Here is a 21312-nt window from a genome sequence, read left to right on the forward strand (position 1 = left end):
GGCTTATCGGTGATTCCGGGCTAGGCTCTGGGCATGACCTGGCTCCGGGCGCTGAAGGAGACCGCCCGCTCCGGGCTGACGATCGAGCGGCGGCGTCTCGAACCGCTCATCGCGATCCGCGGTGCGGCCGGTCTCGCCCTCGTCCTCGGGATCGCGCTCGCGCTCTTCGGTCCGGTGGTCGCCGCGAGTTCCGCGTTCGGCGCTTTCCAGGCGGCCATCGCCACGTTCCAGCGCAGTTGGCGCCCCCGGCCCGTGCTCGCGCTGGTTTCCGGGGCGAGCCTCGCTGTGTCGACGTTCCTCGGCTATCTCACCGGTTCCCGTATGCCGCTGTTTCTCGCCCTGCTGGTGCTCTGGACGTTCCTCGCGGGCCTGGCCTGGGCGGCGGGGCCCACGGGCGGCATCATCGCGTCGTCCAACGTGGCGATCATGCTGGTGACGGTCACCCTGCCCACCTCCGTCGCGGACTCGGCCGTGCACGCCATGATGATCCTTTTCGGCGGCGTCGTGCAGGCCGCGCTGATCGTGCTGTTCCCGGTCCGCAGATGGGGTGCCCAGCGCGATGCACTCGCCGACGCCCTGGCCGCCGAGGCCGACTACGCCCGCCGGCTGCGCCACGACCCGCTCGCGCCCTTCGACCCGGTGCCGCTGATGACGGCCCGCAGTGCCGCGGCCCTCACGCCGCGTCAGGCCCGCCGCCGGCCGCCCGAGCTGCGTGGTTCCCGCGGTGTCGCCGAACGGATCAGACCGGTGCTCGCCTCGCTCGCGGATCCGGCGCTGGGTGTTCCGTCCGAGGGGCCGGAGCGGGACCGGGTCCGCGAGCTCCTTGCCGCGGCCGGGTCCGTGCTCGACTCGGCGGCCCGCGCGATTCGCCACGGCGACCCGGTGAAGCTCTCCCCGTCCGCCGTCGCCGTGCTGAAGACCCCGGACACCGGAACGCTCCTCACCGGCCCGCCCCGCCGGGCCGCCGAACGGCTCGGCACACTGCTCTCCGACGTCATCGAGACGGCCGAGGGCGAGGGAACGAAGGAGGAGCAGGCCGAGGCCGAGGAGGCTGCCGAGGCCATCAAGGCCGCCGCGGAGGAGACATCCGCCGCCGTGCACCGCCGCCGCACCACCCTCCCGCGGCTGGCACCCGTCGTCGTGCGGGCGATGCGCGCCGAAATCCGTCCCGGTTCGCCGATCCTGCGGCACGCCGTCAGGGTCTCCGTCGTCGTCGCCGTCGGCTATCTCCTCGGCACCGCGCTGCCGTTCGGTCACGGCTACTGGGCGCCCATGGCGGCTGTCATGGTGATGCGGCCGGAGTTCACCCAGACGTACGGCCGATCCGTGGCCCGCTTCGGCGGCACGATCGTCGGCGTCTCGATCGCCACCGCGATCGTCCAGACCACCAGCCCCGGTGTGACCCCGTCGGCGGTGCTCTCCGTGTGCTGCGCCCTGTTGATGTACCTGCTGATGCGCACGGGATACGTCGTCGGCCAGGCATGCGTCTCCGCGTACGTCGTCTTCCTGCTCGGCATGGCGGGCGACAACTGGTCGCAGACCGTACTCGAACGCGTCGTCCTCACGCTCGTCGGAGGGCTCCTCGCGATGATCTCGTACGCCGCCTACCCGGCCTGGGAGACCCCGAGGCTCCGCGGCAGGCTCGGCGACTGGCTCAAGGCGGACGGGCGGTACGCCGCCTCGGTCGTCGACCAGTACGCCGAACCGGCCGGGCGCGGCCACGACGACGTCCGCTCCGCCCTGCTCGACACCCGTGAGGCCCGCGTGGCCTGGCAGGAGGCGCTGGCCACCGCCCAGCACGAGCCCGTGCGCAACCGTGGCCTCTCCCGCGCAGCCGCCGATGACACCCAGCATGCCCTTGCCGAGTTCGGCCGCGTCGCGATGCTGCTGGAAGCCCATCTCCCGAGCGCCGCCGCGGCGCCCGTACCGGCCGCCGCGCGCCTGGCCGAAGCGCTGCGGCAGGCCACCGAACAGGGCGCGAAGGAAGTGCGGGAGCGGCGCGTGCCGGACTGGGCGGAGGTGCGCGAGGCGCTGGCGCAATGGGATGCGATGCGGCGGGCGGGCGAAGGCGGGGCCGACCCGTTCGTACGGGACGGGGCCGGCCTCCTCCTCGAAGCCCTGGAGGAATTCGCCCGGGGACTGGACGGGGCGTCGAAGCCGAACCCGCCCTCGTCCACCGCCGATTGAAAGGCGCCTATATCGACTGTCGACCCCTGTTCCGGCTCGGGGCGATTGACGGTCGTCGCTGTCGAACCCTTCCTCGGCCCAAGACGATCGATGGGTGCCGAAGCCAACCAGCGTGCAGCCGGGGATGAATGCCCAACCAGCCTGCGGCCGAAGGCGAATGACGGGAATCGAGGCCGCAACAGGCTCGGGGGCAACGAACTCGGCACATCGCAAAGCCGTTTGAGGTCGGCTCCGGGCCAAGACGGCACGGGCCAAGACGGCACGGGCCGAGTGGGCACGGGCCAAGACGGCACGGGCCGAGTGGGCACGGGCCGAGTGGGCACGGGTCGGAGGACGTCCGGCCGTCAGGGGGTCGGGAGGTCCGGCAGGCCCGACGGGAGCGCGCCCGGGGCGGTCTTGGCCAGGGTGTCCCGTGTCCCGCTGTCCCAGGACACGACGACGGTCCTGCCGTTGTTGGACACGACGGATCCCGCGGTGCGGTCGGTGTCGCCGTCGGCGCACTTCAGCGTCAGCTTCACCTCGCCCATGTCCTTCACGACGCCCGTGCAGGCACGCTGCTCGGTGACGAGGATGGCCTTGCCGGACGCGACGGACAGGACGACCGCCTTGCCGTCGGTCTTGCCGGCCCAGCCCCCCTCCAGCGCCGCGGCATCGGCCCCGGAGTCGCTGCCGCTGCCGCCCTCGCCGGGAGCCCGACTGGACGCGCCCGCGCCGGAGTCGGCGCCCGAGCCGCTCTTCTCGCCGTCACCGCTGCAGCCGGTCAGTGCCGCGGCGGCCACGATTCCGGAGATGATGACACCGCCGGTCCGTATGACGTAGTGCACGTGGATTCCCCCTTGCTGACAAAGGACCGAGCCAAGCTACCAGCGCGTTCGACCGGGATGGCCTGTTCGACTTCGGGTAGACGCAGCCAAACGGGCACGCACTGCGTCTATCCCTACGGCGGATCTGTAATCACGGGAACACCCCGCGTGCACGTGCATCCGCCCATGCATCTGCTCATGCATCGATATTTGAACAGAGCTATGATCCGAGACAGTTGACATTTGCACCTTGCAACTCGGGGAGCGTCCTGTGCAGCACGTGTACAACGGCATGGCGGCCACGGAGCTTCGCGGAGTCGTCTGGCAGAAGAGCAGATACAGCAACTCCCAGGGATCCTGCGTGGAGTTCGCGAAACTGCCCGACGGGGATGTGGCGATGCGGAATTCCCGCCACCCCGACGGGCCGGCCCTGGTCTATACGCCGGCCGAGATAGAAGCGCTGCTGCTCGGGGTGAAGGACGGGGAGTTCGACCACCTCATAGCGGGCGGCTGACCGCGCCCTGCGGGCCGCTGCGGCCTGCCCCGGTCGTGCTCCACCGGTCAGTCGGTACTCGGCCGACCGGCCGACGCCCCACCGCGGCGGTGCGCCTCAACGGCCGGAGCGCACCGGCGGCTCGGCCGAGGCGCATCCGGCAGTCCGGTCGGCGCATGTCCACGGACTCGGCCGGCACGTCCACGGACTCGGCCGGCACGTCCACGGACTCGGCCGGCACGCATCCGGCGGCTCGGCCAGTGCCCTCGCCGCTCGTGTCGCCGGCCGACCCGGGCCGCTTGCCCTCCGGGTCACGCGTCGTCGGACAGCCGGAACAGCGCCCAGACCACCTTGCCGCGCGGGGCCGCCGCGGCGTTCGGGTGCTCCCCCGCCGGAGCGGGGGAGGGGTGCCAGCCCCAGGAGTCGCTGAAGGACTCCACCAGGAAGAGACCGCGGCCCGATTCCGCCGAGTCGGGCGCCTCGGAGGCCACGGGGCTCTCCTGGCTGGGATCGCGCACCGCGCACACCAGGCGCGAGCTCCAACGCATCAAGTGCAGCCTTACGGGTGGTTCGTGGGGACCTGGCGCGATGTCCGTGGGCAAGGCGTGCCGCAGGGCGTTGGTCACGAGCTCGGAGACGACGAGTGCGATGTCGTCGAACCGCTCCTCAAGTCCCCAGCCGGTCAGCGTCGTTCGGGTGAACTTCCTTGCTCCGCGCACGGATTCGTAACAGGCGGGCAGAGTGCAGACGGCCGACCCGGAAGCGGCTGAGGGATCGATGGGAGGAAGGCCCTGCCGTAACGGCTCGAGCATCGTCGATCCATTCGTCCCCATGCGAGGCACTCCCGGGATTCGCGGCTGTAGCGGTACTGCGGTACAGCGGCACAACACGAACGAGCACGCAGGTGCGCGACAGCCATGCTTCCGAATGCGCAGAGCAGATGCAAGGGCAGATGCACGTGCACGCGCCGGACCTGTCCGAGCCCGTGCCGGTTCTTGGTCATTTCTTCCTGTGTGTATTTTCCTGGCCTTGTGGGAGCCTTCTCATTTCCGTAATCGAATGAGTACGGGCTGAAGCGTTTTGATGGCAGAATCCGGCACTTGGGGTTCAGGGGGGAGCTCCGGTGTCCAGGAAGCGATTGGGGAGGACCGGACCAGTGGCGGCAGGAGAGTCGAGTGGATCGGTGGTGCGGCGCATCCTGCTGGGCTCGCAGCTCAGGCGGCTGCGTGACTCGCGCGGGATCACGCGTGAGGCGGCCGGCTACTCCATCCGGGCTTCCGAATCGAAGATCAGCCGCATGGAGTTGGGACGGGTGAGCTTCAAGGCCAGGGATGTCGAGGACCTGCTCACGCTCTACGGCGTCACGGACGAGGCGGAGCGCGACGCTCTGCTCGGCCTGGCCCGCGAGGCCAACGTGGCGGGCTGGTGGCACAGTTACGGAGATGTGCTGCCCGGGTGGTTCCAGACGTACGTCGGCCTGGAGGGCGCGGCATCGCTCATTCGGGTGTACGAAGTCCAGTTCGTCCACGGCCTGTTGCAGACCGAGGCCTATGCGCACGCGGTCGTCACCCGGGGCATGGGCGACGCGCCCGCCGTCGAGATCGACCGCCGCGTGGCGCTTCGTCTGGAGCGCCAGAAGGTCCTCGTCTCCGAACGCGCGCCCCGTTTCCACGCCGTACTGGACGAGGCGGCACTGCGCCGGCCGTACGGCGACCGTGAAGTGATGCGCGGGCAATTGCGGCATCTGATCGAAATGTCGGAACAGCCCAACGTCACACTCCAAGTGATGCCCTTCAGTTTTGGCGGGCATTCGGGTGAGGCCGGTTCTTTTACGATGCTCCGATTCCCGGAATCGGATCTGTCGGACATTGTCTATTTGGAGCAGCTGACAAGTGCGCTCTATCTGGACAAGGCGGAAGAAGTCGCCCAGTACGAAAAGGCCATGGTGCGGCTGCACGAGGACAGTCCCGGCCCCGAGGAGACCCGCGATCTGATCCGTGGTCTGCTCCAACTGGCCTGATTCATCGATACGATGACGGCTCGACGGGAGTCTGCACCTGAGTTAAGGGATCGCATGTCCTTCTTCTACGAGCTGGCCGACCAATACATCGACGGTGAGTGGCGGACCGGGACCGGCTCGTGGGACATCATCGACTTCAACCCCTACAACGGGGAAAAACTCGCCGCGATCACCATCGCGACCGCGCAGGAGGTCGACCTGGCCTACCGTGCCGCCGAGCGGGCCCAGCGGTCCTGGGGCGCCGTCGGCCCGCACGAGCGCCGGGGAGTTCTGGAGCGCGCCCTGCGCGTCATCGACGGACTGCACGACGACATCGTCGAGGCGATCGTCGACGAAGTGGGCGGCACCCGCCTCAAGGCGGAGTACGAGGCCCGTATGGCCAAGGAGTTCCTGCGCGACGCGGTCCAGCAGGCGCTGCGCCCCCTCGGCCGCATTCTGCCGTCCCCGGTGGACGGCAAGGAGAACCGGGTCTACCGGCGGCCCGTCGGTGTCATAGGCGTCATCAGTCCCTTCAACTACCCCTTCCTGGTGGCGATGAAGTCCGTCGCGCCGGCGCTCGCGCTCGGCAACGCGGTCGTCATCAAGCCCAACCAGAACGCTCCGGTCGTCGGCGGCGGGCTGATCGCCAAGGTCTTCGAGGACGCCGGGCTGCCGGCCGGACTGCTCAACGTCCTGATCACCGACGTGGCCGAAATAGGCGACGCGTTCATAGAACATCCCGTGCCCAAGGTGATCTCCTTCGCGGGGACGGACCGGGTCGGCCGCCACGTCGGCGCGATCGCGGCCGGACACTTCAAGCGGACGATCCTCGAACTGAGCGGCAACAGCGCCCTGGCCGTGCTGGACGACGCGGATGTCGACTACGCGGTCGACGCGGCCGTGTTCAGCCGATTCGTGTACCAGGGGCAGGTCTGCATGGCGGCCAACCGCATCCTCGTGGACCGCCGCGTCGAGCGGGAGTTCACCGAGAAGTTCACTGCCCGGGTGGCAGGGCTGAGGACCGGCGATCCGCGTGACCCGGCGACCGAGATCGGCCCCGTCATCAACACCTTCCAGGCCGACGCCCTGACCGCCCTGGTGGACCAGGCGCTCGCCGACGGGGCCACCGCGCTCGTACGCGGCCGAACGCGCGGCAACCTCGTCGAGCCCACCGTGCTCACCGGTCTCCCCGGGGACTCCCCGCTGCTGTCCCAGGAGATATTCGGGCCGGTGGCGCTGCTGGTGCCCTTCGACGGCGAGGACGAGGCCGTACGGATCGCCAACGACACCCCGTACGGGCTGAGCGGCGCCGTGCACACCCGCAGCGCCGAACGCGGGGTGCGGTTCGCGCAACGCGTCGTCAGCGGGATGTTCCATGTCAACGACTCCACCGTCCAGGACGATCCGCTGGTCGCCTTCGGCGGTGAGAAGTCCTCCGGGATCGGCCGGCTGAACGGCGAGGCGGCCGTGGACGCCTTCACCACCCAGAAGTGGATCTCCATCCAGCACGGCCGGAGCCGGTTCCCCTTCTGACGCCGGCGAGTTGAGGACGGAAGCTGACCGCAAGGGTCCGTAGTTTCGCCGGTGTCAGGAAGAAACCGGCACGGTTCCCCAAGGCGGACATCATGGTCACTCACGTTCCCGCAGAAGCCCTCGGCGACGAGCGTGGCGCGCTCCTCTCCTTCGTCGAGGCGCAGCGCGGCGCGATCCGGCGCTCCCTCATCGGTCTCACCGAGGAACAGGCGGCGAGCCGGCCCAGCGCCAGTGGGCTCGCCCTCTCCGGGCTGCTCAAGCATGTGGCCGAGACCGAGCTGAACTGGCTGCGGATGGCGCAGCGGCAGCCGAGCGAGACCTCCCGCACCCAGGAGACCTGGGCGGACAGTTTCCGGCTCGTCGGCGACGAGACCGTACGGGGGATGCTGGATTTCTGGGACGGCGTCGCGGCCGAGGTCGAGACGTTCATCCGTTCCGTGCCCAGCCTGGACGACACGTTCCCGTTGCCCGACGCGCCCTGGTTCCCCAAGGAGGGGCGGGTCTCGATGCGCTGGCTGCTGCTCCATCTCGTCGAGGAGCACGCCCGGCACGCCGGGCACGCCGACATCATCCGGGAGTCCCTGGACGGCCGCACCGCGTTCGAGTTGGTCGCCGAGGCCGCGGGCTACTCTCATCAAAGTTGAATAGAGAGGGTGTGTGATGTCCGCGATCCGGCTGCTGGTCCTCTGCGCTGTGCGCCAGCACGGCCGGGCGCACGGCTATCAGGTCCGCAACGACCTGGAGTACTGGGGCGCTCACGAGTGGTCCAACGCCAAACCCGGATCGATCTACCACGCACTGAAGCAGATGGCCAAGCAGGGGCTGCTGGTCGCCCACGAGACCGCCCCGAGCACCGCGGGCGGCCCGCCCCGTACCGAGTACGAGATCACCGAGCGGGGCGACGAGGAGTACTTCGCGCTGCTGCGTGCCTCGCTGACCTCGTACGACCAGCGGCTCGACGTGCTGTCGGCGGGGCTCGGCGGCATCGTCGATCTGGGGCGGTCCGAGGCGATCGCGCTGCTCAAGGAGCGGGTGGCCGGTCTCGCGGCCTGGCGGACCTCGGTCACCGAGTACTACACGCCGGAGGCCGGGCCCGGGTCGATCGGCCACATCGGCGAGATCATGAACATGTGGGTCCACTCGGCGGACACGGATGCCGAGTGGACACGCGGGCTGATCGCCCGCATCGAGGGCGGGGCGTACACCTTCGCGGGGGAGGGCGAACCCTTCGTCGGTGTGCTCACCGAGGGCCAGGAGAACCCGTACGCGACGGGTGTCCACGATCCCGGCGACGACGCGTAGTCAGGTTCGGTATTCGGGGCGGCGCGTGAAAGACCCTCCCTGCGGTGAGACCCTTCCGGCGGTGAGACCCGCCCGGTGGCCCGTTCAGCGGTGAGCCCCTCTCAGTGGTGGAAGGACGTCGCCGCCTGCTTGTCGCGGCTCAACGGGTGCGGCTGGCCGCGCAGGTCGGGCAGGATCAGCCGGAGGTCTTCGAGCAGCAGCTCGGCGAGGTCCGACGAGAAGCCGTTGCGGCACACGACCCGGAGCACCGACAGGTCCTGCCGGTTGGCGGGGAAGGTGTACGCGGGCACCAGCCAGCCCTGTTCGCGCAGTCGGCGGGACACGTCGAAGACGTCGTACGCCCGCACCTCGGGCAGGGTCGTCAGGGCGAAGACGGGCAGTTGGTCGCCCCGGGTGAGGAGCCGGAAGTCCCCGAGCTCCTCGATCCGCGTCGCGAGTGCCCCGGCGACGTCCCGCGACGCCTGCTGGACGGACCGGTAGCCCTCCCGGCCCAGCCGCAGGAAGGTGTAGTACTGCGCCACCACCTGCGCGCCGGGCCGGGAGAAGTTCAGCGCGAAGGTCGGCATGTCGCCGCCCAGGTAGTTGACCCGGAAGACCAGCTCCTCGGGCAGCTCGGCGGGCGAGCGCCACAGTGCCCAGCCGACGCCCGGATAGACCAGCCCGTACTTGTGCCCGGAGGTGTTGATGGAGGAGACCCGGGGCAGGCGGAAGTCCCACACCAGGTCCTCGTCCAGGAACGGCGCCACCATCGCGCCGGACGCCCCGTCGACATGGACGGGGATGTCGAGGCCGGTGCGCTCCTGAAGGGCGTCCAGCGCCGCGCAGAGCTCCGCCACCGGCTCGTACGAACCGTCGAAGGTGGAGCCGAGGATGCCGACGACGCCGATGGTGTTCTCGTCGCAGAGGTCGACCGCGGCCTGCGGGTCGAGGTGGAAGCGGTCGCCGTCCATCGGGACCAGTCGCGGCTCGACCTCCCAGAAGTTGCAGAACTTGTCCCAGCAGACCTGCACGTTGATGCCCATGACGAGGTTCGGCCGGGCGGCGGCCGGGTACCGGTCGGCGTTCCTGGCCGCCCACCGGCGTTTCAGCGCCAGGCCCGAGAGCATGCAGGCCTCGCTGGAGCCCGTGGTCGAGCAGCCCACGGCGGCCGAGGGGTCGGGGGCGTTCCAGAGGTCGGCGAGCATCGCCACGCACCGCCGTTCCAGCTCGGCGGTGCGCGGGTACTCGTCCTTGTCGATCATGTTCTTGTCGCGGCACTCGCCCATCAGCACACCGGCCTGGGGTTCCATCCAGGTGGTGACGAAGGTGGCGAGGTTGAGCCGCGCGTTGCCGTCGAGCATCAGCTCGTCATGGACCAGGCCGTACGCGATCGAGGGCGGCATCGGTCCGTCGGGCAGCCGGTGCCGGGGAGGTGCGAACTCCATCCCGGCGATCGGGTCGGCCTCCCCGAAGAACGGGTTGAGGGCGAGCCTGCGGCGTTCCTGGGAGGGTTCCGCGCCCTGGGGCGACCCTTTGTGGAGAGGCATCGGCGGCGGGCCCTTCTCGGCTCTCGGCGGTCTTCGTGACCTGCGGATCTCGGGGTCTTCGTGGCCTTCGGCGGTCCGGTGGGTGTGCGGGTGGGCTCAGCTCCCGGTGGCGAGGCCGTCCTTGATGGCCCGGGTGAACTTCACGACGCGTTCGGCCTGGATCCGGGCCGCGGTCAGGGTCTGCTCACCGACCGGGATGTCGCCCTGGCCCGCCACGTGGGACGTGCCGTACGGATTGCCGTCGACGAACTTCGAAGGATCCGTGTAGCCGGGGGCGACGAGGATGCCGCCGAAGTGGTGGATCGAGTGGTAGAGCGCGAGCAGCGTGGACTCCTGGCCGCCGTGCGCGGTGCTGGTGGAGGTGAAGCCGCTGTAGACCTTGTCGGCGAGGCGGCCGGCCTGCCAGAGGCCGCCGAGGGTGTCGATGAACTGCTTGAGCTGGGAGGTGACGTTGCCGAACCGGGTCGGTGAGCCGAAGATCACGGCGTCCGCCCAGATCATGTCGTCGTGCGACGCCACGGCGATGTCCGCGGTCGCCTTCGCGTTTGCGGCCCAGGCCGGGTTGGAGTCGATGGCCGCCTGCGGGGCGAGCTCACCGGCCTTGCGCAGCCGCACCTCCGCACCGGCCTTCTCGGCGTACTGCGCGATGGCCTTGGCCATCGTGGCGACGGTGCCGGTCGAGGAGTAGTAGATGACGGCGACGTTGACGGGCGTGGGCATCGCGGAAACCTCCGGCAGGGGTATGCGGGACATATCGGCACGTATGTCTCCGTATCCATTCGGATGTGACGATACGGAAAGCCGGGGCGTCCGGCGCGTCGAACGGGGAGGAGGGGGCCTGGGCGGGGCAGGAGGGTGCCCGGGATCACCTCAGCGGCGTACCGTCCTCGCGCAGTTGCATCTGAGGCTGCCCGGTCACCAGCAGCCAGGCCGGCAGTGAGGCCACGCACAGTACGGGGAGCACGCCCGCGTCCCCGGCCAGTACCGCCGCGGTGAACAGGCTCAGCCAGCCCTGCCGGGTGACGGCCAGCAGCACGCCCAGTACCGCACAGGTCACCGCGAGGGTCACCGGGACCGCCGGGACCAGGGCGTGGGCGCACAGCCCCAGCGCGACCCCCACGAAGACGGCCGGGAAGATCCGCCCGCCGCGGAAGCCGCAGGTCGCCGCGATCAGCAGGGCGGCCGTCTTGACCACGGCCATGGCCGCGAACTGCCCGGCCGACCAGCCGCTCGGGTCGGCGGCGATCTCCTTCACCTCGTCGAGCCCCTTGAACAGGGTGAGACGGCCGCCCAGGGCGCCCAGGAGGCCCAGCAGCAGCCCGCCGAGGGTCAGGGCCAGGACCGGGCGCTTCAGGGCCCGGAAGAACCGGTGCGCGTACGGGAAGGCGTGGACCGCCATCAGACCGAGCAGCGCACCCGCCGCGGCGACGACGGCCGCTGAGAGCAGATCGCGCCAGTGCGGGTGGGTGTAGGCCGGCAGTGACAGGTCGAAGCTGGGGTGGGCCAGCAGCGTCATGGTGAGCGCACCGGCGGCGCCCGCCGCGAGCGGGCCGAAGAGCCGGTCCCAGAGCGCACCGGGGCCGGTGCGGGAGGCGAGGGCCTCGGAGAGGATCAGCGCGGCGGCGACCGGCGTGCCGAAGAGCGCGCCGACGGTGCCCGCGGCGGCGAGGGAGACCCAGAGCTCCGCTGTCGTGCCGGGCGCGAACCGGCGGCCGAGCCAGAAGGCCAGCGCGATGTTGGCGGCCGTGATCGGGTTCTCCGGGCCGAGGCTGGCGCCGCTCGCCAGTGTGAGGACGGTGACGAGCAGCAGCCCCGGGACCACACCCGGCGGCAGCGGCGGATCGACCAGCCCGGTGGTCGCCGGATCGGGGCCGGCGTGACCCGGTACCGCGCGCAGGACCAGCCCGGCCACCAGCCCGCTCGCGGTGAGCATCGCGATCGTCCAGAGCGTGGAGTACCGGCCGACGGAGAGCGCGTCGGGGAGCGTCCCCCAGAGCACGTCCTGCAGGTGCTCCGCGATCAGGCTGACGCCGAGCAGGATGAGCGCGGAGGCGATTCCGACGGTCAGCGCGGGCACGATGACGGACAGCAGCCGGATCGCGGGAGCGGCCCCGGCGGGAGCGGGAGAGGACGTGGCGGGGAGGTTCCCGGCGGGGCCGGGAGAATCTGTGGCCATCGGCTCACCATAACGGCGCAAAAGTGAACATAAGACCTCCAATCGTGCGCGAAGCGGGGGTGTTCCGGGCTTGCACCTCACGTCACGTCATGGCTCAGGCTCGGTACGAACCGGAACGGGGAAGGGGGCGGGGAGTCGTGGACTACTCGGTGGGACAGGTCGCCGGATTCGCCGGAGTCACGGTGCGCACCCTGCATCACTACGACGGCATCGGACTGCTCTCGCCCGGCGGGCGCAGCCGCGCGGGTCACCGCCGCTACGACGACGGCGACCTCGACCGGTTGCAGCAGATCCTGTTCTACCGGGAGCTCGGCTTCCCGCTCGACGGGATCGCCGCCCTGCTCGACGACCCGGACGCGGACCCGCAGGAACATCTGCGCCGCCAGCACCGGCTGCTGTCCGACCGGATCGCCGAACTGCGAAAGATGGCCGCCGCCGTCGAAACAGCCATGGAGGCACGGAAGATGGGCATCAACCTCACGCCCGAGGAGAAGTTCGAGGTCTTCGGGGGCAAGGACCCCGAGGCGCACGCGGAGGAGGCCGAACGCCGCTGGGGCGGCACCGCCGCGTACGCCGAGTCGCAGCGCCGGGTCGCCCGGTACACCAAGGACGACTGGAAGCGGATACAGGCGGAGGTCGCCGACTGGGGTGCCGCCTACGGCGCGCTGATGGAGGCCGGCGAACCGGCCACCGGTGAACGGGCGAGGGGCCTGGCCGAGGCCCACCGCCTCCACATCACCACGTGGTTCTACGAGTGCACCTACGAGATCCACCGGGGGCTCGCCGAGATGTACGTGTCCGACCCGCAGTTCCACGCGTACTACGACTCGATGCGGCCGGGACTGGCCGAGCACCTGCGGGACGCGATCGACGCCAACGCGGAGCACCGGGCGTGACGCCGCCACGGGGGTGAGCGTGCCCTCACTCCCGTGACGGCCCCGCCGGCTCCCGCGCATCCCGGGGGCAGCTTGTCCTGGTTCGCCCGGTGTTCATTCTCGCGGGGGCCACTGGAACCCGGGGGTGTCATTCTGCGTTGATAGCTTTGGGCGGCCACGCAGCCGCCATCGATCGATCCAGGAGCCCGGACCCTTGAATACGCTTGCGCTCGGACCGAGCTGGCTGGACCCGGACCACCTCATCAACACGTTCGGACTCCCCGGCGTACTCCTCATCGTCTTCGCCGAGTCGGGACTGTTGATCGGCTTCTTCCTCCCCGGTGACTCGCTGCTGTTCACCACGGGTCTGCTGGTGACCACGGGCCAGCTGAAGTTCCCGCTCTGGCTGGTCTGCGCGCTGGTGGCACTGGCGGCGATCATCGGTGACCAGGTGGGCTACCTCTTCGGCCGCAAGGTCGGCCCGTCGCTCTTCAAGCGCCCGGACTCCCGCCTCTTCAAGCAGGAGAACGTCGAGAAGGCCCACGAGTTCTTCGAGAAGTACGGGCCGAAGTCGCTGATCCTGGCCCGCTTCGTGCCCGTCGTGCGTACGTTCACGCCGATCATCGCCGGTGTGAGCCGGATGAACTACCGCTCGTTCATCACGTTCAACATCATCGGCGGGGTGCTCTGGGGCGTCGGCGTCACGCTGCTCGGCGCCGTCCTCGGCAAGATCGACTTCGTGCATCAGAACATCGAGGCGATGCTCATCCTGATCGTGCTCATCTCGGTGGTGCCGATCGCGATCGAGTTCCTGCGGGCCCGCTCCAAGGCGAAGAAGGAAGTGGCGGCGGATGACGGCCTGACCGCCGACGCGGGCCCGGCCACGGCCCAGCGCGGTCGCCACGCCAAGCGCTGAACCGGAGCTGTCCCGGCGGCAGCGTCAGAAGCCGCGCGTCCGCTTGGCCGCGCGGCGGTTCGCCCCGCCGACCGCACCGGGCACCCGCATGAAGAGCCGGGAGATCTCGCCTCCGAGGTTCACCCCGATCGCGATGGCCAGCGCCGTCGCCACCGCGGTCGAGAGCGAGGCGAGCCCGGCGTTCACATTGCCCTGGGCCATGCCCAGCAGACCGAAATACGTGGCCGAGCCGGGCAGCAGTGGGCCGATCGCCGCCGTGACGAACGGGAGCGACGAGGTGTACCGGTAGCGCGAGAGCAACTGTCCGAACAGGCCCACGAGACCGGCCGCCGTCGCCGTCGCCACCACCGGCGAGATGTTGCCGGTCCTGGCCATCGCTCCGTAGACCACCCAGGCCACGGCGCCGTTGAGGGTGACGGCCAGCACGGTGGACCGGTCCTGCTGGAGCAGGACCGCGAAGGCGAAACAGAGCGCCATCGAGGCCAGGATCTGCACCACGGGACTGTCGTAGGGGACGAACCTGGCCTCGGGATTCAGCTGGGCGCCCAGCTGCAGTCCCAGATACAGGACCAGCAGCACACCGACGACGATGCCGATGAACAGGTACATGACTTCGAGCAGACGGGCGGCGGCGGTGATGTAGAAGCCGGTCAGCCCGTCCTGCACACCGGCCACCAGGGCCCGCCCCGGCAGCAGCGCGAACAGCCCACCGGTGATCACCGCGGACGGCCGCAGGTCCGACCAGTGGGTGAGGGTCAGTGCCACGCCCATCGCGGCGGGAGGCATCGCCGCCACGACGAACTGGTAGAACTCCGGCAGCCCCCGTCCGGCACACAGCCAGGCGAGCCGGTCGCCGAGCATCGCGCCCAGCGCCGCCACGACGAACACCAGCGGACCGCCGCCGACCAGCACCGACGCCGCCCCCGCGAGGCCGCCGCCGGCCAGCGTCAGGACCCATCCGGAGTACGGATGACGGTTGCGCCGGATCTCCGCCAGACGCCGGTACGCCTCCTCCAGCGAGACGTCGACGTCCTCGGTGGTGATGTCGTCGACGAGCCGGAAGACGGCGACCAGCCGGGTGTAGTCGGTGCCGCGGCGGCGTACGGTACGGCTCGCCGTCACCGGGTCGTCGACCAGCGACGGCTGGTGCGAGATCGACAGCAGGGTGAAGGTGACCGTGGGCTCGCTGCGGTCCAGGCCGTAGCTGCGGGTCACCGCGAACATCGCAGCCTCGACGTCCTCGGCGCCCTCGCCACCGGCGAGCAGCAGCTCCCCGATACGCAGCGTCAGGTCGAGCACACGCGGCACCGCGGGCCCCGCCTCGTCGGGCTTCTGCACCCGCTCGGGCGCCGGGCGCTCGGCGACCGGCATCCGCAGCATCGTACGCATCCGGTCCTGCCAGGGCGCCTCCTTGGTCAGCCGGATCATCGGGCTGCCGTGCGCCGGGGTGAAGGCAGGCGGCGGATGCCGGTCACCGTGGATGACCGGCGGGGCGAAGGCCGATCCGATCGTGTCCGAGCCGGAGGTCTGACCGGGACCGGATCCCGGGGCGGCACCGGTGCCCGACCCCTGCGACTCGGACGCCAGACCGGCCGGAACGGCGAACTCCGATGTGGGGTGGTCGTCGTCGGAGGCAGACGCGGGCCTGCCCACGCCGGCCGGCGGGACGAAGGCGCTCCGCGCCTCGTCGGACTGGGGCTTCTGGTCCTCAGGATCGCCCGGTTCCGCCACCACTCGGCCTCGCTCCTCACTGGCTTCGCGTCTCAGATTGCGCTTCTGCCCAGTATGGCCACGGGCAAGGGTGGGGACACGAGGCGGGCGGAGCCACGAGGGGCGGGCGCTGCCGCAGGGCGGTCCGATGCCCGAGGGGCGGGTGCGGCTGGCAGTGCGGGAGGGGAGTGGCGTAGGGGACGGGCGGGTGCGGCTGGTGGTGCGGGAGGGGCGGCGCCGCACGGATCGTGCGGGTGCGGCGGGCATGCGGAACGGGCGGGTGCGGCGGGCATGCGGAACGGGCGGCACCCCTCGGAAGGAGTGCCGCCCGTTCCCGGCCCGGAACCGCAAGCGGAACCGCGCCGCGTACCTCAGCCGGAACCCGGCCGCGACCGCGAGGTCAGTGCGCGCCGCCCTGCGCCTCAAGGCGCTTGTAGGAGGCCTCGATCTCGGCCTCGGCCTCGGCGCGGCCGACCCAGTCGGCGCCCTCGACGGACTTGCCGGGCTCCAGGTCCTTGTAGACCTCGAAGAAGTGCTGGATCTCCAGGCGGTCGAACTCCGACACGTGGTGGATGTCGCGCAGGTGCTCCACCCGGGGGTCGGAGGCCGGCACGCACAGCAGCTTGTCGTCGCCGCCTGCCTCGTCCGTCATCCGGAACATGCCGATGGCACGGCACTTGATGAGGCAGCCGGGGAAGGTCGGCTCGTCCAGGATGACCAGCGCGTCCAGCGGGTCACCGTCCTCGCCGAGGGTGTTCTCGACGAAACCGTAGTCCGCCGGGTAGCTGGTCGAGGTGAAGAGTCGACGGTCCAGGCGGATCCGACCGGTCTCGTGGTCCACCTCGTACTTGTTCCGCGAACCCTTCGGGATCTCGATGGTGACGTCGAACTCCACGGGTGGCTCCTCCATGATCAAGACATACGACTGGTGGTTAAGTGTCCCCCACGCAGATGTGTGCTCGCGAAAGGGGCTGGTCAACGGTGGACGAGCCGGTGAAAAAACCGTCGGTCGATCCGCTCGGCAAGCTGCGCAGGCTCACCCGGCAGGGCAGCGTGATCAGGTTGAAGCGACTGAACGATCGGCAGTTCACGGCTGTCTCCGCCGGCCTCGGCCTGGCGCTCGCAGCCGGCGTCGTCCTTGCCGCCGGCCCCTGGGACTCGGGTCAGCGTAAGGCCGAGCGGGACTGGGCCGCCGCCCGGAGCCGAACAGGTGGTGCACATCACGACCCCGGCACGCCGCCCGGACCGGAAGCCGCTCCCAGCGCCCCGGCGGTCCTCGCGCCCCTCTCCTCCGTCGTCGACAACGCCGCCCCGGGCCGCCGCGACGCTCCGGACGGTGCGGCGGCCGCCCTGCGTGCCGCCCTCCGCCCGCTGCTGAAGGCCCCGGCCCTGGGCACCGTGCGCACCGCCGTCGTCATCGACACCGCCACCGGTGAGCGGCTGTACGGCCAGGGCGCCGACACGCCCATGACGCCCGCCTCCACCGTCAAGATCGCCACCGCGGTCGCCGCCCTGAGCGCGCTCGGCCCCGACCACCGCATCGCCACGACGGTCCGGGCGTCCTCCGACTTCCGCAGCGTCACCCTGGTCGGCGGCGGCGACCCCACCCTGGACAAGGCCGCCCTGAGGGCCCTGGCCACCGACACCGCCCGCGCCCTGAAGGACCGGGGCGTGAAGACGGTCCGCCTCTCGTACGACGCCTCCCGTTACTCCGGCCCCGCACGGCACCCGATCGGCCCCAACGAGAACATCGCGCCCGTCAGCGCCCTGATGACCGACGAGGGCAGGCTCGACAGTTCCCACAGCGGACCCGCCCCGCGCAGCGACGACCCGGCCGGTGACACCGCCCGGACCTTCGGCGGACTGCTCGACGACGCGGGGATCGCCATCCGGCCCCGCCCGGCGCCCGGAAAGCCGTCCGCCACGTCCCGGCCGGTCGCCGAGCACCTCTCCGCCCCGCTGTCCGCCCTGGTCGAACGGGCCCTGACCAACAGCGACAACGACATCGCCGAGGCACTCGCCCGGCAGACCGCACTGGCGGCCGGCCGGCCGGCCGACTTCAACGGCGGCCGGAGCGCCGTCACCGCACAGCTCAAGAAGCTCCGCCTTCCGCTGAAGGGTGCCAACTTCGCCGACGGCAGCGGACTGAACCGCAAGGACAAGGTCACCGCCGGACTGCTGGCCGGCCTCCTGGCCCTGGCCGCCGACGCGGACCACCCCGAACTGCGCCCCGTGCTCACCGGCCTCCCGGTGGCCGGGTTCAGCGGCACCCTCAGCGACCGCTACACCCGAAAGTCCGCAGGTACCGGGCTGATCCGCGCCAAGACCGGCACCCTCACGGGCGTGAACACCCTTGCCGGAACGGTCGTGGACAGGCAGGGCCGGCTGCTCGCCTTCGCCTTCCTGGCCTCCGGTACGACATCCCCGTCCAAGGCCCAGTCCTCCCTCGACGCGCTGGCCACCAGCCTTGCCGCCCGCACCCGGTGAGCCGGTCGACACCACACCGCGGACGCGGTCGAGCACGTACGGTTGACGCATGACGAGCATCGGTGGTGCCGAGATGGTCGACTGGAATCTCGCGGTGGCGACCGCGACCCGACTTGTACGGCCGGGGCCCGAGATCAGCCGCGAGGAGGCCCGCGAGGTCGTCGCGGAGCTGCGCCGGCATGCCAAGGCCGCGGAGGAGCACGTCCGTTCCTTCACCCGGATGATCCCCGAGGGGACCGAACCGGAGGACACCCCGGTCCTGGTCGTGGACCGGGCCGGCTGGATCAAGGCCAACGTCGCGGGCTTCCGCGAACTGCTCCGTCCGCTGCTGGGGAAGATGCAGGACCGGCGCGGAAGCGGTCCCGGCGGCGCCGTGCTCGGCGCGGTCGGCGGCAAGGTGACCGGCGTCGAGGTGGGGATGCTGCTGTCGTTCCTGGCTTCGCGGGTCCTCGGCCAGTACGAGACGTTCGCCCCCGCCGGCCGTGAACTCCCGGCCGCGGCCGACGGCGGCGGCAGGCTGCTGCTCGTCGCTCCGAACATCGTCCACGTCGAGCGCGAACTGGAGGTCGACCCGCACGACTTCCGGCTCTGGGTCGCCCTCCACGAGGAGACCCACCGCACCCAGTTCACCGGTGTGCCCTGGCTCCGCGACCATCTCCAGGGCGAGATCCAGTCATTTCTCGACGAGACCGACGTCGACCCGATGACCGTGCTGGAACGGCTCCGCGAGGCCGCCCAGTCGCTGGCCGGGGGCCGGCCCGAGGGCGAGGACGGCGAGGACGGCGGACGCAGCCTCGTCGAACTCGTCCAGACGCCCGCCCAGCGCGAGATCCTCGGCCGGCTCACCGCCGTGATGTCCCTGCTCGAAGGCCATGCCGACTACGTGATGGACGGCGTCGGCCCCGAGGTCGTCTCCTCCGTCGGCGAGATCCGGGAGAAGTTCCAGCAGCGCAGGGCACGCGGTGCGAGCCGCCTCGACCAGGCGCTGCGCAAACTGCTCGGGCTCGACGCCAAACTGCGCCAGTACCGCGACGGCGAACGATTCGTCCGCGCCGTGGTCGACGAGGTCGGCATGGACGGCTTCAACCGGGTCTGGACCTCGCCGAACACCCTCCCGACCAAGGCGGAGATCGCGGCGCCGTCGGACTGGATCGCGAGGGTGCACCGTAAGGCAGAGTCGTGATCATGACGGGCCCGACGGCGGACGACAGGACACGAACGCGCCGGTAATCACCCATCCGAGGGACCGTAGGGGCATGGGAAGGCGTGCAATGCTCGATGGACGGCTCAGCTCTGTCACCATCGACGCACTCTGAGTGACGGCACTCTTCCCGTCCCGGCACTCCGAGGCCTCTCCCACACTTCACGAAGGGCACCGGACATGGGTCCCCATCCTGCGGTCGCGGCGATACGCCTGGCGGTCCGCCGCGTACTCCACGACGTACTCACCGAATACTCCCGAAGCGCCGAGCGCCCCCGGCGCACCCCGCACCCCGAGCTCGCCGAAGCCGGTGCGGGAAGGCGGTGCGCCGCACTCCCCGACCGCCTCGCCACCCCGCTGGTGCTGGTGGCATGCTCCGGCGGCGCCGATTCCATGGCCCTCGCCTCCGCCCTCGCCTTCGAATCCCGCAAGCTCGACGTCCGGGCCGGCGGCATCACCGTCGACCACGGCCTCCAGGACGGATCCGACACCCGGGCCGCCGAGGTCGTCGACCGGCTCACCGCCATGCACCTCGACCCGGTCGAGTCCGTCGCCGTCCAGGTCGGCCAGGAAGGCGGCCCGGAGGCCGCGGCCCGCGACGCCCGCTACGCCGCCCTGGACGCGGCGGCCGAGCGGTACGGCGCCGCAGCCGTCCTGCTCGGCCACACCCGCGACGACCAGGCGGAAACGGTGCTGTTGGGCCTCGCCCGCGGCTCCGGCATCCGCTCGCTCTCGGGCATGGCCGCCGCGTCCGGCCCGGCCGGCCGCTACCGTCGCCCCTTCCTCCAGCTCGACCGGCAGACCGCCCGCAAGGCCTGCCTCGTCCAGTCGCTGCCGGTCTGGGACGACCCGCACAACGCCGACCCCGCCTACACCCGCTCCCGACTGCGTCACGAGGGCCTGCCCGCCCTGGAGAAGGCCCTGGGCAAAGGAGTCGTCGAGGCCCTCGCCCGTACGGCGCAGCTCTCCCGCGACGACGCCGACGCCCTGGACACCTGGGCCGCCGAGGCCGACCGCGCCGTCCGGGACGACGCGGGCCGGCTGGAGTGCGCCAAGCTGTACGCGCTGCCGCCCGCCGTACGCCGCCGGGTACTGCGCCGGGCCGCCATGGAGGCGGGCTCCCCGGCCGGTTCCCTCTTCGCCCGGCACATCGAGGAGGTCGACCGTCTCATCACCGGCTGGCGAGGTCAGCGGGCCATCAACCTGCCCGGCCGGGTCGAAGCCATGCGCCAGGGTGGCAGACTGGTGATTCGGCAGAGCTGAAGCACGAGCGGCTGACACGCAGGCGACCGGCCGCGCAGGTCCGGGGCACCACCCCGGAGCCGGCGGGCACAGAAAGAGACGCGGGTGAACGAGAAGGACATGGGCACCGACCTTCAGTCGGTGCTCCTCACCAAGGAAGAGATCGACGCGAAGCTCGTCGAGCTGGCCGCGAAGATCGACGCGGAGTACGCGGGCAGGGATCTGCTCATCGTCGGCGTCCTCAAGGGCGCAGTGATGGTGATGGCGGACCTGGCGCGCGCGCTGTCCACCCCCGTCACCATGGACTGGATGGCCGTCTCGTCGTACGGCGCGGGCACCCAGTCCTCCGGAGTGGTCCGGATCCTCAAGGACCTGGACACCGACATCAAGGGCAAGCACGTCCTGATCGTCGAGGACATCATCGACTCGGGTCTGACCCTGTCCTGGCTGATGTCGAACCTCGGCTCGCGCGAGCCCGCGTCCCTGGAGATCTGCACCCTGCTGCGCAAGCCGGACGCGGCCAAGGTCGCGCTCGACTGCAAGTGGGTCGGTTTCGACATCCCCAACGAGTTCGTCGTCGGATACGGCCTGGACTACGCGGAGAAGTACCGCAACCTCCCCTTTGTCGGCACGCTCGCCCCGCACGTCTACGGCGGCTGACGACCCCGGCGTCTCACGCCCGGCCGGAGTGTCCGGACCGACCGGCGCGGACGGAGGGGAACCTTTCACCGGATTCCCGCCGTTGAGCCATCGAAGGCGGGTTTCGACAGACGTCCCCGGCAGTCGCGGGTGACAATGCTGGGGTACCGTCCGAAGAACAGTCTTTTCTCACAGCAGCATTTACCTACGGGCAGGAGGGACG

19 protein-coding genes are annotated in these 21312 nt (G+C 70.7%); 12 read left to right on the plus strand and 7 right to left on the minus strand.

The annotated features are described in order from the left end of the window. Positions 1–33: 33 nt before the first annotated feature. Positions 34–2187, plus strand: a complete 2154-nt coding sequence (locus ACFVUT_RS14740) for an FUSC family protein (RefSeq protein WP_389648365.1) — start codon at positions 34–36, stop codon at positions 2185–2187. Positions 2188–2531: 344 nt separating this feature from the next. Here the strand turns inward: ACFVUT_RS14740 and ACFVUT_RS14745 are convergent, their stop codons facing one another. Then, the gene (locus tag ACFVUT_RS14745) at positions 2532–3011 is read right to left on the minus strand and encodes a hypothetical protein (RefSeq protein WP_389648367.1); all 480 of its coding nucleotides are present in this window, start codon (positions 3009–3011) and stop codon (positions 2532–2534) included. 250 nt (positions 3012–3261) lie between these two features. Here ACFVUT_RS14745 and ACFVUT_RS14750 point away from each other — a divergent pair, with 250 nt between their 5' ends. Beyond that, positions 3262–3504: a DUF397 domain-containing protein gene (locus ACFVUT_RS14750; protein WP_389648369.1), complete on the plus strand. Its 243-nt coding sequence runs from the start codon at positions 3262–3264 to the stop codon at positions 3502–3504. 290 nt (positions 3505–3794) lie between these two features. Here the strand turns inward: ACFVUT_RS14750 and ACFVUT_RS14755 are convergent, their stop codons facing one another. Continuing rightward, complete coding sequence (locus ACFVUT_RS14755; RefSeq protein ID WP_389648371.1) at positions 3795–4295, minus strand: ATP-binding protein; 501 nt, start codon at positions 4293–4295, stop codon at positions 3795–3797. A gap of 344 nt (positions 4296–4639) precedes the next feature. Between ACFVUT_RS14755 and ACFVUT_RS14760 the strand changes: the two genes are divergently transcribed. The 4 genes from ACFVUT_RS14760 to ACFVUT_RS14775 all read left to right on the plus strand — a co-directional run bounded on the left by ACFVUT_RS14760 (position 4640) and on the right by ACFVUT_RS14775 (position 8317). Then, on the plus strand, positions 4640–5503 hold the full coding sequence (locus tag ACFVUT_RS14760; protein WP_389648373.1) for a helix-turn-helix domain-containing protein: 864 nt from the start codon (positions 4640–4642) through the stop codon (positions 5501–5503). A gap of 54 nt (positions 5504–5557) precedes the next feature. Continuing rightward, positions 5558–7015, plus strand: a complete 1458-nt coding sequence (locus ACFVUT_RS14765; RefSeq protein WP_389648376.1) for an aldehyde dehydrogenase family protein — start codon at positions 5558–5560, stop codon at positions 7013–7015. 92 nt (positions 7016–7107) lie between these two features. Next, positions 7108–7659 carry a DinB family protein gene (locus tag ACFVUT_RS14770; RefSeq protein ID WP_389648379.1) on the plus strand — a complete coding sequence of 184 codons (552 nt, stop codon included), beginning with the start codon at positions 7108–7110 and terminating at the stop codon, positions 7657–7659. 16 nt (positions 7660–7675) lie between these two features. Further along, positions 7676–8317 carry a PadR family transcriptional regulator gene (locus ACFVUT_RS14775; RefSeq protein WP_389648592.1) on the plus strand — a complete coding sequence of 214 codons (642 nt, stop codon included), beginning with the start codon at positions 7676–7678 and terminating at the stop codon, positions 8315–8317. A gap of 101 nt (positions 8318–8418) precedes the next feature. On the opposite strand, the gene ACFVUT_RS14780 is transcribed toward ACFVUT_RS14775, so the two are convergent. The 3 genes from ACFVUT_RS14780 to ACFVUT_RS14790 form a co-directional block, all read right to left on the minus strand. Then, entirely contained in the window at positions 8419–9843 is a 1425-nt protein-coding gene (locus ACFVUT_RS14780; RefSeq protein ID WP_389648381.1) for a glutamate decarboxylase, read from the minus strand. A gap of 96 nt (positions 9844–9939) precedes the next feature. Further along, positions 9940–10563: an NAD(P)H:quinone oxidoreductase gene (wrbA, locus tag ACFVUT_RS14785; protein ID WP_389648383.1), complete on the minus strand. Its 624-nt coding sequence runs from the start codon at positions 10561–10563 to the stop codon at positions 9940–9942. Positions 10564–10708: 145 nt separating this feature from the next. Continuing rightward, positions 10709–12019, minus strand: a complete 1311-nt coding sequence (locus tag ACFVUT_RS14790; protein WP_389648386.1) for an ion channel protein — start codon at positions 12017–12019, stop codon at positions 10709–10711. 137 nt (positions 12020–12156) lie between these two features. Between ACFVUT_RS14790 and ACFVUT_RS14795 the strand changes: the two genes are divergently transcribed. Continuing rightward, positions 12157–12915, plus strand: coding sequence for a MerR family transcriptional regulator (locus ACFVUT_RS14795; RefSeq protein ID WP_389648389.1), 759 nt, complete (start codon positions 12157–12159; stop codon positions 12913–12915). Between the two features lie 193 nt (positions 12916–13108). After that, entirely contained in the window at positions 13109–13810 is a 702-nt protein-coding gene (locus ACFVUT_RS14800; RefSeq protein ID WP_389648391.1) for a DedA family protein, read from the plus strand. A 24-nt stretch (positions 13811–13834) separates the two neighbouring features. Here ACFVUT_RS14800 and ACFVUT_RS14805 read toward each other — a convergent pair whose 3' ends face one another. Then, positions 13835–15544, minus strand: coding sequence for a threonine/serine exporter family protein (locus ACFVUT_RS14805; RefSeq protein ID WP_389648394.1), 1710 nt, complete (start codon positions 15542–15544; stop codon positions 13835–13837). Between the two features lie 376 nt (positions 15545–15920). Then, positions 15921–16415: an inorganic diphosphatase gene (locus ACFVUT_RS14810; protein WP_003968257.1), complete on the minus strand. Its 495-nt coding sequence runs from the start codon at positions 16413–16415 to the stop codon at positions 15921–15923. Between the two features lie 86 nt (positions 16416–16501). Here ACFVUT_RS14810 and dacB point away from each other — a divergent pair, with 86 nt between their 5' ends. From dacB to hpt, 4 genes are all read left to right on the plus strand, one after another. After that, a complete protein-coding gene (gene dacB, locus ACFVUT_RS14815; protein WP_389670961.1) occupies positions 16502–18007 on the plus strand; it encodes a D-alanyl-D-alanine carboxypeptidase/D-alanyl-D-alanine-endopeptidase in 1506 nt (501 codons plus the stop codon). 49 nt (positions 18008–18056) lie between these two features. Next, entirely contained in the window at positions 18057–19190 is a 1134-nt protein-coding gene (locus tag ACFVUT_RS14820) for a zinc-dependent metalloprotease (protein ID WP_389648397.1), read from the plus strand. 198 nt (positions 19191–19388) lie between these two features. Then, positions 19389–20471 carry a tRNA lysidine(34) synthetase TilS gene (tilS, locus tag ACFVUT_RS14825; RefSeq protein WP_389648400.1) on the plus strand — a complete coding sequence of 361 codons (1083 nt, stop codon included), beginning with the start codon at positions 19389–19391 and terminating at the stop codon, positions 20469–20471. A gap of 99 nt (positions 20472–20570) precedes the next feature. Then, positions 20571–21110 (plus strand): hypoxanthine phosphoribosyltransferase, encoded by a 540-nt coding sequence (hpt, locus tag ACFVUT_RS14830; protein ID WP_266752243.1) that lies wholly within the window; start codon positions 20571–20573, stop codon positions 21108–21110. Positions 21111–21312 lie beyond the last annotated feature (202 nt).

Origin of the sequence: Streptomyces sp. NPDC058051, from assembly GCF_042885475.1 — a bacterium.
Taxonomy (GTDB): domain Bacteria; phylum Actinomycetota; class Actinomycetes; order Streptomycetales; family Streptomycetaceae; genus Streptomyces.

Bases quoted from the DNA above. Each gene is read 5' to 3' on its own strand.
- hpt (WP_266752243.1), top strand. From the start codon at position 20,571: ATGGGCACCGACCTTCAGTCGGTGCTCCTCACCAAGGAAGAGATCGAC.
- ACFVUT_RS14740 (WP_389648365.1), top strand. From the start codon at position 34: ATGACCTGGCTCCGGGCGCTGAAGGAGACCGCCCGCTCCGGGCTGACG.
- ACFVUT_RS14765 (WP_389648376.1), top strand. From the start codon at position 5,558: ATGTCCTTCTTCTACGAGCTGGCCGACCAATACATCGACGGTGAGTGG.
- wrbA (WP_389648383.1), bottom strand. From the start codon at position 10,563: ATGCCCACGCCCGTCAACGTCGCCGTCATCTACTACTCCTCGACCGGC.
- ACFVUT_RS14820 (WP_389648397.1), top strand. From the start codon at position 18,057: ATGACGAGCATCGGTGGTGCCGAGATGGTCGACTGGAATCTCGCGGTG.
- tilS (WP_389648400.1), top strand. From the start codon at position 19,389: ATGGGTCCCCATCCTGCGGTCGCGGCGATACGCCTGGCGGTCCGCCGC.
- ACFVUT_RS14780 (WP_389648381.1), bottom strand. From the start codon at position 9,843: ATGCCTCTCCACAAAGGGTCGCCCCAGGGCGCGGAACCCTCCCAGGAA.
- ACFVUT_RS14790 (WP_389648386.1), bottom strand. From the start codon at position 12,019: ATGGCCACAGATTCTCCCGGCCCCGCCGGGAACCTCCCCGCCACGTCC.
- ACFVUT_RS14770 (WP_389648379.1), top strand. From the start codon at position 7,108: ATGGTCACTCACGTTCCCGCAGAAGCCCTCGGCGACGAGCGTGGCGCG.
- ACFVUT_RS14775 (WP_389648592.1), top strand. From the start codon at position 7,676: ATGTCCGCGATCCGGCTGCTGGTCCTCTGCGCTGTGCGCCAGCACGGC.
- ACFVUT_RS14755 (WP_389648371.1), bottom strand. From the start codon at position 4,295: ATGCTCGAGCCGTTACGGCAGGGCCTTCCTCCCATCGATCCCTCAGCC.